Consider the following 19,039-nt stretch of genomic DNA (forward strand, 5'->3'; position numbering starts at 1 on the left):
TGGAATTTCAAACTTTCTTCACACGTATTCGGTAAAATAGTGTTAGGGGGTGGAGATTTGAAAAAGCTAAGTATATTGTTCGTCTTGTTTTTGCTGGGTGCGTGTGGAAAGCCCTCGTTGCCATCTATTGATCCATCGGTAAAATTTGTCGCAAGCTTAAATACGATAGAAGGAACGATAGATTTCATCTCCGAGGAGCAGGAAGTTATGGAAAGTTGGCAGCTGGATGCAGCATATACAGGATTTACGTTAGTATCAGATGACCTTTTATTACTATATGGATTTACATTAGAAGAAGCGGTACTTATTCAGTTGTCTACGGGGAAACAATTGGCAACGTTGGATGTACGAGAAGGAACGACCTTTGCTTACGCTTATGAAGAAAATATTTACATAGCAAATGGAAAAGAAAATACGGTTTCTCTTTTCGATCAAAAAGGAGAACTTCTAGCAGAGGCAGCTACTGGGAATTATCCGATGTCGATGATTGCACAGGATGGTGATCTGTATGTAGTAAACTTCAAAGATGAAATCCTTTCGATCTTTTCATTAAATTTAACGGAAAAAACGAAATGGGATATTCCGAGTTCCTCGCATGGGATTTTAGTAAATGGAAACGAACTATGGCTCGGGGGACATGGAGCTGGTAGTAGTCCTAATCGAGTTATTAAAAGATATAATATTAAAACTGGAGAGTTACTCGGTGAGATAGAAGCACCAATGATGCCGATTGATATGACGGAGGCAGGAAATGGACATATTTTTGCGGTGAGTCATGGAAGCAGCACAGTTTATGACATTTCAAAAACGGGAGAGGTACTAGCTTCCATGAAAGCAGGCGCGAACCCATTTTCCATCGCAACATTTGGAGAAAACATTGTACTGGCAGGTTATGATGATCATCAACTATACTTTATTCATTCGGGAAAAGTAACGAATAAGCTTCAAGTAGGTAAAGGTCCATTTCAGTTAGTCGTAAGGGAGGTTAGCAAATGACAACGATATTAGTAGTAGATGATGAACAGGAGATGCGCAAACTAATTGAATTGCATTTGCAAAAAAATGGTTTTGATGTGTTGCATGCTGAAAATGGAGAAGAAGCCATCCAAATGGTTCATTCAATTTCGATTGATTTAATACTACTTGATGTCATGATGCCTGGGAAAAGCGGTTTTGAAGTGTGCCAGGAATTAAGAGAGTTTTCATCGATACCAATCATTTTTCTCACAGCATTAGATGCAAAAACAGACTTAGTAAAAGGACTTAAGCTAGGTGGGGATGATTATGTCATTAAACCGTTTACTGCGATTGAACTAATAGCGAGAATAGAGGCTATTTTAAGAAGAATGGGGAAAGAATCGAAAGATGTAAAAATCACAAAAGGAATCTTAGTAAATGATCCTGCTGGAAGACAAATATTAAGTGGTGGTAAAAAAATCAACCTTACATTGAAGGAATATGAGCTGCTTCATTTATTTATGGACAATGAAGGGGTGGCCTTCGCAAGAGAGCAGCTCCTAGAAAGACTATGGGGGCTAGATTATGAAGGCGGAACTCGGACAGTAGATACACATATCAAAACGCTTCGATTAAAGCTTGGTACTGCTGCAGGAAGATACATTGAAACAGTTTGGGGAATTGGTTATCGTTTTGAGGTAAGAAAATGAAGAAACTATCGGTTAAAATTTGGATGTTGTTGCTTTTATTTATCACAACGACGATTGTTTTTTTAGTCATCTTTACGAATTTCTTATATGAGGAGCTTTATGTGCAGCATACAGAAGCTATTATGAAAGAAGTTGCAGAGAATTTGCAGCGTACCTATGAGGGCGGAGTCGTAACAGATGATTTTATTAAACAAACCGAAGATTATAATCGTTTTTCAGATGTGGAAGTATTTACGGTGCGCAATCCAAGAGAGCTGAGTGCTTGTCTACCGTTCGATATTGATTATGATACGTTAATTGGAGCAGAAGAACGAGTCGAACTAATAAATGGAAATGCAATAACAAAACGTGGGTATGAAAAGCGGTTTGACCGGGAAGTAGTGTCGGTTATTTATCCACTTGTTGATGAGAATAGATTAGAAGGAATTATTTATATATATGTACCTTTAACCAAAATTGCTGAGATGGCATCCAGTGATGTACTTTTTTTAATAGCGATTGTTTCTCTTCTATTAATTTGCTTGGCATATATTAGCCTGAAGAGTTTGCAAAGAGTGCTAAAACCATTAGCCATATTAAATGAGGCAGCATTAGATATGGCTGCCGGAAAGTATGATACACGTGTGAAAGTGGAGTCTCAAGATGAAGTAGGAGATTTAGCGCGAAGTTTTAACCAAATGGCCACATCCATTCAGCAAGAAGACGACAAGAAACGCAACTTTCTGTCTGTCGTTTCCCATGAACTTCGCACACCGATTAGTTATATTAAAGGGTATGGAGAGGCATTTGAACAAAAACTAATACCCGAAGAGAAAAAAGCAGAAATATACAATCTCATCGTGCGAGAAGCAAATCGTATGCAGAAGCTTACCAATGATTTGTTAACTGTAGCAAGATCAGAAACGTTAGAAGAGGTAGAAAGTGGACCACTCGTTTTAGCAGAAACAATTCGGGAGGTAATACAGCTTGTTAAACCAATGGCAAACGAAAAAGAAATAACGTTTGCTATTTCGATAGACGAAGAGACGATTTTATGTGCAGACGAACAAAAAACAAAGCAAGTGCTTATTAACATTTTAGAAAATGCCATTAGATATTCATCAAACACATCCAAAATCGTTATTTCGAATAAAACAATGAAAAAAGAAACGATCATTCAAGTTACAGATGAAGGATGTGGAATTGAAAAGGAGCACTTGCCTCATATTACGGAGCGTTTTTACCGTGTGAATAAGGCGAGAAGTCGATCTGATGGTGGAACAGGATTAGGGCTGTCCATTGCTGCGCAACTAGTAGATGCGCAAAATGGTAAACTTGCTTTTGAAAGTGAAGTAGGAAAAGGGACTACTGTATATATTACATTACCAATTTGGGAGGATTTATTCGAATGATTAAATGGATATCGACTTTTACATTAACGGCAATGGTGTTAACAGGTTGTGGAGCAGAAGAGGCAAATCAGGCTAGTCAAGAGGAAACTACTTTTCAAGAGATTGTTGTACAAATACAAACACCTGAACAATTAACAGTAGGTGAGAAAGTTGTTTTATCTGCCAAAGTATCTCAAGGGGAAGAAGCAGTTGACGATGCGGATAAGGTAGAATTCGAAGTGTGGGAATCAGGTTTGCGCGATGAAGGAGAAATGATTGAAGGGACGTTAACTAAAGATGGTGTATATGAAGCGAATCATACATTCGATCATGACGGCGTCTATTATATGTTTGCCCACACTACTGCAAGAGGTCTTCATACAATGCCAAAACAAAAGCTTACTGTTGGAAGCCCAGACTTGAGTAAAGTATTACCAGACGAAAGTGATGATACAATGCATAACGGTCATTAAGAAATGCTTGCAAAAAGAATATGTTAGGAGTATTATAATGACTAGATGACCGAAATGGTTTTCTGGTCATTTTTAAAGTGGAAAACGGAGGGGTGCTAAATGGATCGCAAAAAAGAAATCTTAGAAGCTGCTACTAGATCTTTTTCGCTGTTCGGCTACAAAGCTACCACGATGGAGCAAATAGCAAAAATCGCAAATGTAGGTAAAGGAACGATTTATACTTTTTTTGAAAATAAAGAAGTGCTCTTTCAAGAAATTGTACGGAAAATGATTTGTGAGATGAAGCAGGAAGCAACAGACGCTATTCAAGAAGGTGCTTCTTTTCAAGAAAATGCCCATGCTGCTTTGATGAAAATGTTGGAATTCCGAGAAACTCATCAACTATATGCCAAAATTGTAGATGAGGAAAAAGATTGGAGAACACCAGCTGTCAAACAAATGCTACATGAAACGGAGCAAGCCATTGTTACATTCATTAAAGAGAAGATTGATAAGTATGTAGCAAAGGGTGAATTGAGACAAATAAATAGCGAACTTGTAGCATACTTATTGTTTAAGGCGTATCTTGCTTTTATTAATGATTGGAATGTAACGCATGACGAATCATTACCCGAAGTAGAAATCGCAAACTTTTTTCAGGAAACAATTTTTCGTAGTCTCTTAGTTTGAGACTAATTTTTTTGATAATAAATGACTGAATGAATAATTTAGTCAAATGGTTTTAGGAGGAAGATAGAATGATAAAAGCGGAATGGAAAGCGATATTGACGAATCGAAAATTATTGATTCCTATTATTGCTGTATTATTTATTCCTGTTTTGTATGCAGGAATGTTCTTATGGGCTTTTTGGGATCCATATGCAAGCTTAAGTGATTTACCTGTAGCAATCGTCAATTCAGATGAAGGTGCACAAATGGAGGGACTAGAACTTAAGCTTGGAGAGACGTTACAGGATAAATTGATGGATAGTGAGCAATTCAATTTTATATCTGTATCGGAAAAAGATGCACAGCAAGGCTTAGAAGATCAGGATTATTACTTGCTCATCGAAATTCCAGAAAACTTTTCACAGCATGCAACAACATTGTTAGATGAACAGCCAGAAAAAATGGTAATTACGTATAAAGCAAATGAAGGATATAATTTCCTAGCATCTCAAATTGGTGGAACTGCCATGGATCGTATTCGTGCAGAGGTGAACAAAGAAGTCACTTCAACTTATGCAGAACAGCTTTTTGATTCGATTACTAAAATTGGGGATGGATTTGCCGAAGCGTCAGATGGCGCTGGTCAATTAAAAGATGGCGCTTCAGAAATAGATAACGGTGCTAGCGATTTAAAAGGTTATTTAGAACAACTGGCAAGCAGCACAATTCAACTGCAAGATGGTACAGATACAGTAGTAAATGGTATTCAATCAGCAGCAAAAGGCTCTACTCAGCTAAATGACGGCATAGCTAAACTTGCTGACGGGTCCACTCAGTTAGCAGATGGTGCAAGCCAAACAGCAACAGGAGCAGGGTCATTAAAAGAAGGTATAAGCGATTATACAGCAGGAGTTGCAAAGTTAAATGAAAGCTATCAATTACTTAGTGAGAAAGAAAAAGCTTTAGTCGAATCATTAGCGAAGTTACAAAGTAGTTCTGCAACATTAAACGATAGCGCCAACCAATTATCACAAGGGGCTTCTCAAGTAACTACTGGTATTAAAGCGTTAGCAAGTCAAATGGAACAAATAAGTGCTACACTTCCAGCAGAACAAGCAGCAGCATTAACGGAAACACTGAAACAATTAGAAACTGGAAGTTCTTCTGTGTCAGCCGGTTTAGAAAAGCTTGCTGGAGGAACAACTGCATTATCTGATGGAACAGCTCAAGTGCATAATGGGGCTGCACAATTAAGTGCTGGTTACGCACAAGCAGGTCAAGGTGTTGCAAAACTAAATGAGTCATCAGCAGCATTAGTAGAAGGTTCTTCTAGTTTAGCAACAGGAACAAACACACTAGCAGCAAAAATGAAAGAATTTAATACTGGTATAAAACAGGCATATACAGGTTCAACAAACTTGGTTAGTGGTCTTAATCAGCTAGCAAACGGTTCTACACAATTACAAAAAGGAACAGGAACGCTAGCAGAAAAATCTGGAGAACTTGCAGCTGGATCGACTAAACTCGCGGACGGTACAAAAGCATTGGTCGATGGTACAGATACATTGAAAACTCGCTTACAAGATGCAAGTAAAGAGGTTGGAGACGTAAGTGCAAATGATGATACATTTGATATGATTTCCTCTCCGGTAGATGTAGATACAGAAGCAGTCAATGCAGTACCTAACTATGGTACAGGATTCACACCTTACTTCTTATCACTTGGTCTATTCGTTGGAGCATTACTAATTTCGATTGTGTTTCCACTTGTGCAACCAGCTATCAAGCCTACAAATGGAGCAGCATGGTTTACAAGTAAAGTAACAGTACTTGGGGTTGTAGGTATTATTCAATCCTTAATCGTCGTAGCAATCGCATTATTTGCGCTTAAGCTAGAAACACAAAATGTAGGTATGTTCATCCTTACAGCGATTATTACAAGCTTTACATTTTTAGCGTTGATTCAATTATTTGTATCTGTTCTAAGTGATTCAGGACGATTCCTGGCTATACTTGTGTTGATCCTTCAATTAACAACAAGTGCGGGAACATTCCCATTGGAACTGATTCCACAGCCATTACAAATATTTAATAAACTCTTGCCGATGACTTATTCTGTTCAAGCTTTTAAAGCGGCTATTTCTACAGGAAATATGAGTAACCTATGGGCGAGCAATGGTGTACTAATTGGATTTATGGTAGTATGTCTAGTCTTAACATTCGGCTATTTCATGCTTATATTCAAAAAACGTCATTCAAAACAAACAGCAGAAGCATAATAAAAAGCGCTTATCCCTAATGAAAGGAGATAAGCGCTTTTGCTATTCCAAAATAAGAAGTGAAAAAAACTATAAGTGGTATAGCGAACGTTATAGGGATAATGCGTCATAAAGATACCAAGATGTCCGCTATGATTTCCGCTCCAGGCGGACGCTTACCGTGGGGCGGGCGGTGAGCGTCCTCGTCGCTAGCGCTTCCTGCGGGGTCACACCTGTCCCGCTGATCCCACAGGTGTCGCCGCCTTGCGCTTCAATCAATGGAACTTGCTGACTACTTTGTATATAAATAAATAGCGCACTAAGTTTATGAGCATCCACCTAGCAGTGTCTTAGTTTAAACAATATAAATTAAGCATATTGTTATTATTAGCCATTTAACGGAAAATAGCTTCCAATAACTTGATATTAATTGTTTGATAGTCTGTCCCATTCAACTTTGCATTTAATTTTACAGCAAATGAGACATACGTTTGGATTTAGTGCATTGTTTCTGAATAAGTAGCAAACTCTACTGGATTGGAGCGAAAGGGTGGTGACTCCAGCGGGAAAAGCACGAGCTGAAAGCCCCGCAGGAGCGGTGCGACGAGGAGATTGAAGCCGTGCCCGCAGAAAGCATCCACCCTGTAGCGGAAATCCCAGCGGACATTTCATTCAACCCTCTAAGACACACTATCTCTATATAGCGCACTATATAATGAATGCCATACTGTATTTTACTTTTAAAAATTATTAACATCATCCTAAAAAAAATGCCAACTAGAAAGGGGAGTATCTAGTTGGCTTTTTTGATGAAATTAAAGATTACTGCATTTGTCGCAGTGATTTCCATAGCACTCATGTTGTTCTTCGATGGTTTCGCCACATGTAGCGCAATTCTTTTTAGGCAGGTTACGGAAAAATTCAAGTACGTTTTCTAACATAGTTGTTCCACCTCCATCTGTTATATAACTGGTTAAGTTAAATACATTGTAATATAACACAGAATCTTTTGTCAACACATTAATTCGTTTTTTGTTAAAATAGGAGTAAAGGAGAGATCATCATGTATTTTATTGATAATAAAGGTATAACCGACCCACGTATTAACCTAGCAATTGAAGAATATGCACTAAATACAATGGATGTGGAAAAAGATTCATTTCTTTTGTTTTACATAAATCAGCCTTCTATCATCATTGGCAGGAACCAAAATACGATAGAAGAAATTAATACAGATTTTGTAGAAAAAAACGGGATTATCCCTGTCCGCAGACTTTCAGGAGGCGGTGCTGTGTACCATGATTTGGGGAATTTGAATTTCAGCTTTTTAACGAAAGACGATGGAGACAGCTTCCGCAATTTTAAAAAGTTTACACAGCCAGTTGTTGATGCATTGCATAAAATGGGTGTGGACGCGGAACTATCGGGACGCAATGACATATTAGCTGAAGGTAAAAAAATCTCCGGTAATGCACAGTTTTCTACTCGTGGCAGAATGTTTAGCCATGGAACATTAATGTTTGATACGGAAATTGATGCAGTTGTGTCCGCATTAAAAGTTAGCAAAGAAAAAATTGAGTCAAAAGGTATCAAATCAATTCGAAGCCGTGTAACAAATATTGCTGATTTACTTGCAGAACCGATGACGATTGAACAATTCCGTTCTGAAATTCTTTCCTCTATTTTCGGTGGAACAGAAAATATTCAATATTGGGAGCTGACGGATGAAGATTGGCAAAATATTCATAAGCTTTCGGAAGAACGTTATCAACAATGGGATTGGAACTACGGTAAATCCCCAAAATTTAATATGAAGCATTCACACCGATTCCCAGCAGGTGGTGTCGATGTGCGTTTAGAAGTAAATAAAGGCATTATAGAAGAAGTAAATATTTATGGTGACTTCTTTGGTGTTGGAGATATTAAAGAAGTGGAACAATTATTAACAGGTAAAGTATATAGTAAGCAAGCGATTGAAGAAGCACTGGAGCAGGTGGATGTCCCTAAATACTTCGGAGGGATTACGAAGGAAGAACTAGTACAGCTTATTTACTAAATTGGTCTTTATGGCAAACAGAGAATTGCTAACTCCTAGCCTGATTTGAGTAATGATGGAAGAGTCTAACATACTAACGTATGGGAGACTCTTTTTTGATATAATAAGGTAAGAATAATATTTCGGAGGAGGATTTTTGTGACGGTACACCGTGTGTTAGTAGTAGAGGATGATCGGAAAATCGCATCGCTACTTGCAGATACTTTGAGGAAATACCATTATGAAGTACATACAATTGAAAATTTCGATCATATAATCGAGGAGTTTACAGCATTCGATCCTCATATTGTGTTATTAGATGTGAATTTACCATCTTATGATGGCTACTATTGGTGTCGTCAACTCCGCCAGCTAACTACTTGCCCAATTATTTTTGTTTCAGCAAGATCTGGTGAGATGGACCAAGTATTCGCACTTGAAAATGGTGGAGATGATTTTATTACGAAGCCCTTTCACTATGAAATCGTTCTAGCTAAGATAAAAAGCCATTTAAGAAGAACATATGGTGAATATGCAGCGAAACAAGAAGAGCGAGTAGTGAAGATAGGAAAATTGCAGCTATATATGGAGCGTATGGAATTACACACATCCAAAGAAGAAATTCCACTTCAAAAGAAAGAATGTACAATTCTAGAATTATTACTAAAGAATTATCCAAAGCTAGTCACTAGAGAGCAATTACTAGAAGAACTATGGGATGACCAGTCATTTGTTGATGAAAATACGCTTAATGTCAATATGACGAGAGTGCGAAAGAAAATGGCGGATTACGGTGTGATATCTACAATTGAAACCGTTCGAGGAGCAGGATATCGTTTGAACCTAAGTCCGGAGGAAGCTTAATATGTTTCGATTATTTTTAAAGGAGCATTTACTATTTATCATTTTTCAGTTTTCATTAGTACTATTTGTGATGCTATTGTACTGGCTAGACGGATTTCGAAATCTAGACACCGCAGTCTATTCCATTGTTATTAGTATTATATTAACGCTTACTTTTTTAGGGACATTGTTTGTGAAAAAATATACGTTTTATAAAAAAATTCTCTCTATCCCAACCCAATTAGAAGTGGTCTTACAACGATCAGCGCAGTCTCCCGAAATTAAACAAGTAGAGAATTACTTACAACATATCTATCGTTTATATCAAAAAGAAGTACAGCTTTTATATGCAAGACAAAATAGGCATTTACAGTTTATGAATAGCTGGGTACATCAAATGAAAACCCCGATTTCTATTCTTGAACTGATAGCACAAAATGATGAACAAATAGACTCGAAAAGTGTAATGGAAGAAATGGATCGGCTGAAGAGAGGGTTAGAAGCAGTTCTAATGAATGCGAGATTGGACACATTTGAAGAAGATATGCAAATCGAGCGAATAGATTTAAAGCAATTGGTAAAGGAAGTTGTGACGGAGAACAAGCGATTATTTATCGGCAAGCATTTATTTCCAGTGATTTCAATGGACGATGACTGCATGATTACATCGGATAGAAAATGGATTCGTTATGTGATTGCACAATTTGTAACGAATGCGGTTAAATATACATTTGAAAAAAATAAAAAAGTATATTTTGAAACGAGTATCGAAGAGAAGCAAATCATTTTCTCAGTTAGAGATGAAGGAATCGGTATTCCTGCATCGGATATCAAAAGGGTGACAAAAGCATTTTTCACAGGAGAAAATGGTCGGAAAACTGGCGAGTCAACAGGTATGGGATTATATTTGGCACAGGAAATTTGTAGCCGTTTAGGGCATGAAATAGACGTTGAATCGAGTATAGGACAAGGAACAACCGTGTCGATTAAGTTTGATAGACAAGAAATTATGAAGCGAGGTGGGCAAGATGTCCATATTAATACTGGAGGAAGTAACGAAAGTATATGAAGGCAAAGTAGCACATCTAGCGATTAATCAATTAAGCTTTGAAGTAGAAAAAGGGGAGTTCATCGCCGTAATGGGACCTTCTGGAAGCGGGAAAACGACATTATTGAATATTATTTCAACTATAGATCGACCAACTTCCGGAGAAATTACGATAAGTGGTTTAAAACCAGCAGAGCTCCCTAAAAATGATTTATCTCTCTTTAGAAGAAGGGAACTTGGTTTTGTGTTTCAAGACTTCAATTTGCTCCCTGCGCTAACGGTGGAAGAAAATATGGTACTACCATTAACGCTCGATGGCCAATCGGTGGAAGTGATGAAAGCGAAAGTACAACGTATTGCAGAACATCTTAACCTAACGTCTATTTTAGAAAAAAGACCATCAGAGATTTCGGGAGGCCAGGCACAAAGAACGGCTATTGGACGTGCGTTAATACATGAACCGAGTATTATTCTTGCGGATGAGCCTACCGGAAATTTAGATTCGAAAGCAGCAAAAGATGTATTAGAAATTCTTTCAAAAGTAAATAAGGTAAGTGAAACGACCATTATGATGGTGACACATGACCCAATAGCCGCTAGTTACTGTGATCGAGTGTTATTTATAAAAGATGGAGAATACTTCAATGAGATTTATAAAGATGACAGAAGACAAACTTTTTTCCAAAGAATACTTAATGTGTTGTCTTTATTAGGTGGAAATGTAAATGACCTTTCAACAATTCGCTTATCATAACGTAATTCGCAATAGTAGAATATACGCCGCATTTTTTATGGCGAGTATATTTTCAGTCATGGTGTTCTTCGTTTACTCGATGCTTATGTTTCATCCGAATATTGAAGACAAGTTTTTACGAGATATTGCTTTTGGTGGGATGCTAGTCGCGCAAGTAATTCTAATCATCTTTACAATGTTCTTTTTGTTTTATTCAATGAGTGCGTTTTTACAAGCGAGATTACACGAGTTCGGGGTGTTGCTAAATTTAGGAATGGAAAGGCAACAGTTAAATCGTTTAATTTTTTTAGAAACGATGATTTTAGGGTTAATATCTATTACAATTGGGATTTTCTTTGGATTTTCTTTCTCTAAATTTTTCTTCATGATTATCCGAGAATTATTTTTACTGGATAGTTTACCTCTTTACTTATCGTGGAAGCCTTTTGCTTTAACGATTATTGTATTTTTATCTCAATTTATCATCATCTCCATCAGTAGCGTTGTATTCATTCGAAAAAAAGAGGTTATCCAGCTTATAAAAGGCGACGGCAAATATAACGAAGTCGCTACGTTTAAAAAAGGGAATGCTTTTTTAGGGCTAGGATTGCTGGTAGGAGCGTATGGTCTCGTTATTTTTTCTATTTTCCATATGAATATATTTATGAGCTTACTGATTATATTAATGGCTTTTATTGGGACGTATTTCTTTTACACAGATAGTATGCTATATATACTCGACGTCATCCGGAGAAGGGAAAGTCTCTATTGGCATTCTTTTCGTTTAATTGCGTTTGCGGAAGCATCAATTAAAATGAGGGAAAATGCCCGGATGTTTTTTGTTGTGACGATAGTGTCTACTATTGCATTTTTATCTGTTGGAGTCGTGACATCCTTCACTTCCTTTACAGCCCAGTATCGGGATCTGAACCCAGTCAGTATTTTCTATGCTAGTGATTGGGACAATCCATTTGAACAAGCACATATTATGAACTTGTCCCAGGAGCTTCAAAGGGAAGGCTTGTCTTACGAGCTAGTGAAATTTAATGTGAAAAAGCAAACTTCTTCTAACTCCCATGAACCAGTGAATGTCATAAAGGAATCAGAAGTCAATAGCTTGGCGGTTGCCTTGAAACTACCGTTAATCGACTTGAAACAAGGGGAAGCACTATTAGTTTGGAATAACCAAGTGGACTTTGAAAACATTCGAAGTGGAGAGGAACAAACGGTACTCGAAGAAAGTAGCGTCCCTATCCAAATAAAAGGAATGTATAAACATTCGATTTTTCCTTCTTTTGCTATAAAAAATAGAGCTTTCATTATTAGTGACGAGGATTTTTCTTTTATTACGGAGCCACTATTTGGATTTAGTATCGAAGAGTCTAAAACTACTTTTTATGCATTTCATGTATCGGAATGGTTGCGAACAAAAGATGTAGGAACAAATTTAGATAGGATTATGACCGAAACGATGGGTGTTTCAGAAGTGAATCCCAATCCGTTTTATTTTGTGAATCCTGGATTGAATTTTTCTGTTATTCGAGCAACGTTTGCATTATTATTGTTTACTGGCTTACTTGTAGCAGCAGTCCTTTTGCTCGCGGCTGGAAGTTTTGTCTATTTCAAACTTTATACAGATCTAGATAGGGATAAAAAGCAATATGATGTCCTTCGAAGAATGGGGGTAACCGATCGCGAACTAGTGAAAATTGTGAATCGACAATTGGTGCCACAATTCTTTTTACCTTGGGGACTTGCAATGGTGCATAGTACATTTTCATTTATCTTTTTACAAGCCTTTTGGGTAGATCTTGCAGCGGTTTCGATTGCGATGGAAATGTTAATTGTGCTAATTGTATTTACTGTTATTCAAGTTTCTTATTTTTTCTTAATTCGATGGAGATATATTGCCCATATACAAGAGTAAAAGAAGATTGTCGTATGCAATCTTCTTTTGAGATTGAATTGTCAAAACTTTTTTTATATAATGAATTTGGGGATGTGAATGAATACTCATTCAAATAAAAAACGGGAGATGGGAAAATGAGTTTAGCTTCGAAAGTTCAACAAATTGCCTCAATGCATCCAGAAAAAATAGCGTACCATTTTATTGGGAAAGATACGACTTATTCAGAATTTGACCTATCAGTAGAACGATTTGCACATGGACTCCGTACATTAGGGGTTGAAAATGGTGACCATGTTGGATTTTTACTCGGTAATACACCACATTTTTTAATAGCTTTATATGCAACGATGCGTTTAGGAGCAACTGCTGTACCGATAAATCCTATATATACACCAGATGAAATTAGTTATATTGTGAAAAATAGTGATGCAAAGGTGATTATTGCGCTTGATGCTTTATTACCTTTAGTGGAAAGAGCGGCTAATGTATTTACGACTGTGGAAAACTATATTATTTGTGAAACGCAAGCGGAGACGTTAGAGAAGATAGCTAGTCTTTCAGATTCTTTAAAAGAAAGAGTGAAAACGTTTTCATCTTTGCTTGCTATTTCTGGAGACCATGTAAAGGCAGTGGAAGTTTCAGACGATGATACAGCAATTATTTTGTATACATCAGGTACTACTGGATATCCAAAAGGTGCGATGCTTACATATAATAATATTTACTCTAATGCACGTGATGTAGCCGAGTATTTGAGTATTAATACAAATGATCGTGTCATTGCAACACTTCCTGTTTTTCACGTATTTGCTCTAACTGTTGTGGTGAACGCACCATTACTTGTAGGAGCTACGATATTACTAGTTCCTAGATTTAGTCCTCAAGAGGTATTCACGATTGCAAGAGAACAAAAAGCGACTGTTTTTGCGGGAGTTCCGACAATGTATAATTTCTTGTATCAATACCCAGAAGATAGAGTGGAGGATTTCTCAAGCGTACGCTTGGCGATTTCCGGCGGCTCTTCATTGCCAGTTGCGTTACTGCATAATTTTGAGAATAAATTCCATGTACGTGTGTCAGAGGGGTACGGGTTATCTGAAGCATCACCAGTAACTTGTTTCAATCCAATTGATCGCGAACGGAAGCCAGGCTCTATCGGTACTAATATTTTGAATGTGGAAAACAAAGTAGTGAACGAATTGGGAGAAGAGGTTCCTGTTGGAGAAGTTGGGGAACTGATTGTCCGTGGACCTAATGTGATGAAGGGGTATTATAAAATGCCTGAAGAAACCGAAAACACGCTTCGCAATGGCTGGCTTTATACAGGAGACCTCGCGAGACAAGACGAAGAAGGATATTTTTATATTGTCGATCGTAAGAAAGATATGATTATCGTAGGAGGGTATAATGTATATCCTAGAGAAGTAGAAGAAGTTCTCTTTGAACATCCAAGTATTGTAGAAGCCGCTGTTGTCGGAGTACCAGATCCTACTTTTGGAGAAGAAGTTCTTGCATTCGTAGTGAAGAAAGATCCTTCGTTAACCGAACAACAATTGGTGGAATATTGTTCGGAAAAACTAGCAAAATATAAAATTCCTCAACGCATTGAATTTTTAGAAGAATTACCGAAAAACACTACTGGCAAAATTCTACGTCGTTCCTTGAAAGAACAAACGGTCCAATAAAAACAGTAGCCGCTTCTAATAGAGGCGGCTTTTTGGTGACTTTGGAATTAATAAATTTAATATTATGCAAATAATTACCTGCAAATAGATATAAGCCACGCCAGATCTTATATTAAGGACTGTATAGGGAAACTGTGAAGTAAGAAATTTTAGTAGATAACCACTAGAATTTTCGCTACAGGGTGGACGCTTTCCGCGGGCACGGCTTCCATCTCCTCGTCGCTCACGCTCCTGCGGGGCTTTCAGCTCGTACTGTTCCCGCCGGAGTCGCCACCCCTTCGCTACAATCTAATAGAGTTCGTTATTTACTTCAATGAGACACTAAATATAGTACTACGTTGCATTTTCTATTGGTGAAAACCTTTGATTAGTTGAATAAGATATACTATCTAGCGATTGTGATTAATTATTGGGAGCTGCCATTGCTTGAATGGCTAATAGCAACCTTTCCTATAATTTATGCTGTACATAAAATGATTCTAAATATGAAACTGCTCGGCAGTTGTAAATAAATTAAATAAATTTTTTGCATTTAATTATGGATTAGTCAGCAAGTTCTATTGATTGAAGCACAAGGCGGCGACACCTGCGGGATCAGCGGGACAGGTGAGACCCCGCAGGAGCGTGCGACGAGGAGGCTCACCGCCCGCCCCGCGGTAAGCGTCCGCCTGGAGCGGAAATCAATTGCCTTTGCCGTATCACTTTACTACGCAGTTTCCCTATACTATACGAACTATCCTTTCTAAAGGTGGCTGTTGATTATGTCGGTTCAATCATTTGCCATTAATCTTTTCAATTTTCACTATAAAGAAGGAAAAAGGTTTCGAGTGTCGAAATATATGGAAGAATCATTTTGAAAGGTAGGAATGGACAAATGACGAAAAGAAAATTAGAGGCAAAAGATTTATTTAACCTGCATTCAATTACAAATCCGGTTATCGCACCAAATGGGAAAGAAGCAGTCTTTATTCGCACGGAAATGGATGAAAAAGATAATACATATTATGCATATTTATATCATGTGAATGTAGAATCATCAGAGATAACACAATGGACGCATAAGAAAGAACGCGTATCCGCACCGCAATGGTCTGCGGACGGAAAATACATTGCATTCCTATCGAACCGTGAAGAGGACAATCAAGTTTATATCCTGTCTGCAAATGGTGGGGAAGCAAAGAAGTTAACGGAACTGGAAAAAGGGATTACTAGTTTTCTTTGGTCTCCATGCGGTCAAAAAATATGGTTTGCTGCATCATTAAAAGAAGGAAAAGCATGGATAGATGAGGCGGAAAAAGAAGAAAAAACATTGCCGGAAGCTTATATTGTAGAAAAAATGAAGTATCATGCAGATGGTGTTGGTCTTTTACCGAAAGAGACATATAAACAAATTGGATACATAGATATCACCACACAGGAGATAACTCAGTTTACAAAAGGAAATTACAATTATAACTTGCAAGCTATCTCACATGATGGAAAGAAATTAGTAATGGGTGTTAACCGAGAAGAAAATCAAGATTTCACATTCCGCCAGCCCTTATTGTTAGTGGATATTGAGACTAAAGAAGAAGCAATACTAACGACTGATGACGGATATTATGGGGGAGCAGCCTTCTCAAAAGACGACAAATACATCGCTTTCACGGGCAGTAATCGACAATATGAAAACGCTACACATGCAGAAGTGTATGTTTACGAAGTAAGTACAGGATTTCTTCAAATATTAACAGAGGGAATTGATGCACCGGTGGGAGACTATGCTGGCGGGGATGTTCAACAAGGTGTAAGTACACCAGATGTTGTGTGGACAGCTGGCAATCATTTATATTTTCAATTGTCAACGATGGGAGACGTTCGACTTTATTTTGCATCGTTAGATGGTGCAGTGTATCCTGCGACAGGGGAAAATGAGCATGTTTATAGCTATGATATAGATACGACAGGCACATTCTCTCTTGCGACAATAAGTAACGCAATATTTCCCGGGGAATTATTTAAGCAAAATTTAGCGACTGGTGAAAGAGTTCAACTAACGCATTTTAATGAAGAATTATTAAAAGAGATAGAGCTTTCTGAACCGGAGGCAATTGTATATAAAGGTGCTAAAGATTGGGAAGTTCATGGCTGGTTATTGAAACCAATCGGTTATGAAGAAGGTAAAAAGTATCCACTTATCGTAGAAATTCATGGTGGACCACATACTATGTATGCAAATACATTTTTCCATGAGCTGCAATTGCTTGCTGCAAAAGGATATGGAGTGTTATATGTAAACCCGCGCGGTAGTCATTCCTATAGTCAACAATTTGTCGATGCAGTACGTGGTGACTACGGTGGAGGAGATTACGAGGACATTATGGCTGGCCTAGATTATATTCTCGCTGAAAATGACTGGATTGATGAAACAAGACTTGGTGTAACTGGAGGTAGCTATGGAGGTTTTATGACGAACTGGATTGTTGGTCATACAAATCGATTTAAAGCAGCGGTTACGCAACGATCAATCTCAAACTGGATTAGTTTTTATGGCGTTTCTGATATTGGCTATTACTTCACGCCATGGCAAATTGGTTCTGATATGAAGGATATAGAGAAGCTTTGGAATGCATCTCCGTTGAAATACGCATCGAATGTAGAAACACCGCTCTTGATATTGCATAGTGAAAATGATTACCGATGTCCGATTGAGCAAGGACAACAATTGTATATTACGTTGAAAGCGATGGGGAAAGAAACAAGTTTTGTACGTTTCCCGCAAGCAGATCATAATTTATCACGAGTTGGTTTGCCTAATTTACGTCAAACCCGATTAGAACAAATTACTAGTTGGTTTGAAAAATACCTGTAATAATCCAAAACCCCTTCATTTGTAGAAAATGAAGGGGTTTTGACGATTCAATATATCAATTTATCTTTTATGAAATCCTTTATTATAATATAAAAAAACTAGCAAGAAAATCCAGATAGGACCTACGATTAAAGCGATTCTTGTTTCAGGAAAGTATGCCATTAGACCAAGCACAAGTATTAAAAATGCTAAAGCTAAATAGGAACCAAGTGGATAAAACAATGTCTTATATGTTAGTTTGGAAACCTCGCTTTTAGATAGCGTCTTACGGAATTTTAATTGAGACAAAAGAATAATTCCCCAAGTCCAAACTGCGCCGAAAGTTGATATGCTCGTTACCCATATAAATACTTTTTCAGGGACCAGATAATTCAATAGAACCCCGAATAATAGCAATAAAGCAGAAAATAATACCGCCCTAGCAGGCACTCCAGCTCCATTTATTTTTTTGAAAGAAGGAGAGGCCTGGCTTTGTTCCGCCAAGTTAAATAACATCCGTCCAGTGCTGAAAATTCCACTATTACAGCTAGAGAGTGCCGCTGTTAAAACAACAAAATTAATAATCCCCGCAGCTGGTCCTATACCGATTGCTTCGAACATTAAAACGAATGGACTTCCATTTTCACCAATTTCGTTCCAAGGATAAATAGACATAATAACGAAAAGAGCACCAACATAAAAAATTAGAATACGCCAAAAAACCGTATCTATTGCACGAGGAATTACTGTTTTCGGGTTTTTAGCTTCCCCTGCCGTAACTCCGATCATCTCTACACCTAAATAAGCGAACATGACCATTTGCAAGGACATTAAAATTCCTGTAATACCGTTTGGTGCAAACCCGCCATTAGACCATAAGTTGCTAATGCCTACACCTACGCCACCATTACCTAAACCAAAAATAATGACACCAAGTCCAACGAAAATCATTGCTAAAATTGCGATAATTTTTATAAGGGCAAACCAAAATTCAAATTCACCATAAGCTTTCACGGCGATTAAGTTTACTAAAGTCATAATAATAAGTGCCGCTAATGCCCATATCCAGCTTGGAGAGTCGGGATACCACATTTGCATATACACTCCAACTGCTGTAATTTCGGCCATACATGTAACTACCCATAAAAACCAGTAATTCCAGCCGGTGATATATCCTGCAAGCGGTCCTAAATAGTCTTTCGCATATCTACTAAATGATCCAGAAACAGGATTATATACTGCCATTTCTCCAAGGGCACGCATGATGATAAAGATAAATACTCCACCAATTATGTATGAAATAAGTATTGCCGGCCCAGCTAATCGAATAGCCGTTGCAGAGCCTAAAAATAATCCGACTCCAATAGCTGCGCCTAATGACATGAGGGTGATATGCCGTTGTTCAAGTCCTCGTTGTAGTTGCTGATTTCCACCCAAAGTTGTGTCACTCCTTTTTAAAATAATACTTTTGTTGTATAACACTTTATCATAAGAAAGTATGTTTGTGATACGGTTCATATGAACGAAATTGTGATAATAT

15 protein-coding genes are annotated in these 19,039 nt (G+C 37.7%); 13 read left to right on the plus strand and 2 right to left on the minus strand.

What is annotated here, in order from left to right:
- Window positions 1-57: 57 nt before the first annotated feature.
- The 6 genes from FG382_RS20300 to FG382_RS20325 all read left to right on the plus strand — a co-directional run bounded on the left by FG382_RS20300 (window position 58) and on the right by FG382_RS20325 (window position 6,437).
- Window positions 58-996 (plus strand): YncE family protein, encoded by a 939-nt coding sequence (locus FG382_RS20300; RefSeq protein WP_142540675.1) that lies wholly within the window; start codon window positions 58-60, stop codon window positions 994-996.
- Window positions 993-1,667: a response regulator transcription factor gene (locus tag FG382_RS20305; RefSeq protein WP_142540676.1), complete on the plus strand. Its 675-nt coding sequence runs from the start codon at window positions 993-995 to the stop codon at window positions 1,665-1,667. The genes FG382_RS20300 and FG382_RS20305 overlap by 4 nt, the downstream gene beginning before the upstream one ends.
- Window positions 1,664-3,058, plus strand: coding sequence for a sensor histidine kinase (locus FG382_RS20310; RefSeq protein WP_142540677.1), 1,395 nt, complete (start codon window positions 1,664-1,666; stop codon window positions 3,056-3,058). The genes FG382_RS20305 and FG382_RS20310 overlap by 4 nt, the downstream gene beginning before the upstream one ends.
- A complete protein-coding gene (locus FG382_RS20315; protein ID WP_229677460.1) occupies window positions 3,055-3,510 on the plus strand; it encodes a FixH family protein in 456 nt (151 codons plus the stop codon). The genes FG382_RS20310 and FG382_RS20315 overlap by 4 nt, the downstream gene beginning before the upstream one ends.
- Window positions 3,511-3,609: 99 nt before the next feature.
- Complete coding sequence (locus FG382_RS20320; protein ID WP_142540678.1) at window positions 3,610-4,179, plus strand: TetR/AcrR family transcriptional regulator; 570 nt, start codon at window positions 3,610-3,612, stop codon at window positions 4,177-4,179.
- Between the two features lie 68 nt (window positions 4,180-4,247).
- A complete protein-coding gene (locus FG382_RS20325) occupies window positions 4,248-6,437 on the plus strand; it encodes a YhgE/Pip domain-containing protein (protein WP_142540679.1) in 2,190 nt (729 codons plus the stop codon).
- Window positions 6,438-7,231: 794 nt separating this feature from the next.
- Here the strand turns inward: FG382_RS20325 and yhfH are convergent.
- Window positions 7,232-7,357 (minus strand): protein YhfH, encoded by a 126-nt coding sequence (yhfH, locus tag FG382_RS20330; protein ID WP_142540680.1) that lies wholly within the window; start codon window positions 7,355-7,357, stop codon window positions 7,232-7,234.
- Window positions 7,358-7,479: 122 nt separating this feature from the next.
- Here yhfH and lplA point away from each other — a divergent pair, with 122 nt between their 5' ends.
- The 7 genes from lplA to FG382_RS20370 all read left to right on the plus strand — a co-directional run bounded on the left by lplA (window position 7,480) and on the right by FG382_RS20370 (window position 17,520).
- Window positions 7,480-8,472 carry a lipoate--protein ligase gene (gene lplA / locus FG382_RS20335; RefSeq protein ID WP_142540681.1) on the plus strand — a complete coding sequence of 331 codons (993 nt, stop codon included), beginning with the start codon at window positions 7,480-7,482 and terminating at the stop codon, window positions 8,470-8,472.
- Window positions 8,473-8,610: 138 nt separating this feature from the next.
- Window positions 8,611-9,315 (plus strand): response regulator transcription factor, encoded by a 705-nt coding sequence (locus FG382_RS20340; RefSeq protein ID WP_142540682.1) that lies wholly within the window; start codon window positions 8,611-8,613, stop codon window positions 9,313-9,315.
- A 1-nt stretch (window position 9,316) separates the two neighbouring features.
- The gene (locus FG382_RS20345; protein WP_142540683.1) at window positions 9,317-10,363 is read left to right on the plus strand and encodes a sensor histidine kinase; all 1,047 of its coding nucleotides are present in this window, start codon (window positions 9,317-9,319) and stop codon (window positions 10,361-10,363) included.
- Complete coding sequence (locus tag FG382_RS20350) at window positions 10,323-11,096, plus strand: ABC transporter ATP-binding protein (RefSeq protein ID WP_142540684.1); 774 nt, start codon at window positions 10,323-10,325, stop codon at window positions 11,094-11,096. Before FG382_RS20345 ends, FG382_RS20350 begins: the two co-directional genes overlap by 41 nt.
- Window positions 11,068-13,002, plus strand: coding sequence for an FtsX-like permease family protein (locus FG382_RS20355; protein WP_142540685.1), 1,935 nt, complete (start codon window positions 11,068-11,070; stop codon window positions 13,000-13,002). Before FG382_RS20350 ends, FG382_RS20355 begins: the two co-directional genes overlap by 29 nt.
- 116 nt (window positions 13,003-13,118) lie before the next feature.
- A complete protein-coding gene (locus FG382_RS20360; protein WP_142540686.1) occupies window positions 13,119-14,669 on the plus strand; it encodes a fatty acid--CoA ligase family protein in 1,551 nt (516 codons plus the stop codon).
- A gap of 874 nt (window positions 14,670-15,543) precedes the next feature.
- Window positions 15,544-17,520, plus strand: a complete 1,977-nt coding sequence (locus tag FG382_RS20370; RefSeq protein ID WP_142540688.1) for a S9 family peptidase — start codon at window positions 15,544-15,546, stop codon at window positions 17,518-17,520.
- Window positions 17,521-17,580: 60 nt separating this feature from the next.
- On the opposite strand, the gene FG382_RS20375 is transcribed toward FG382_RS20370, so the two are convergent.
- On the minus strand, window positions 17,581-18,882 hold the full coding sequence (locus tag FG382_RS20375; RefSeq protein WP_229677463.1) for an amino acid permease: 1,302 nt from the start codon (window positions 18,880-18,882) through the stop codon (window positions 17,581-17,583).
- Window positions 18,883-19,039 lie beyond the last annotated feature (157 nt).

Source organism: Psychrobacillus lasiicapitis, from assembly GCF_006861795.1.
Lineage (GTDB): Bacteria > Bacillota > Bacilli > Bacillales_A > Planococcaceae > Psychrobacillus > Psychrobacillus lasiicapitis.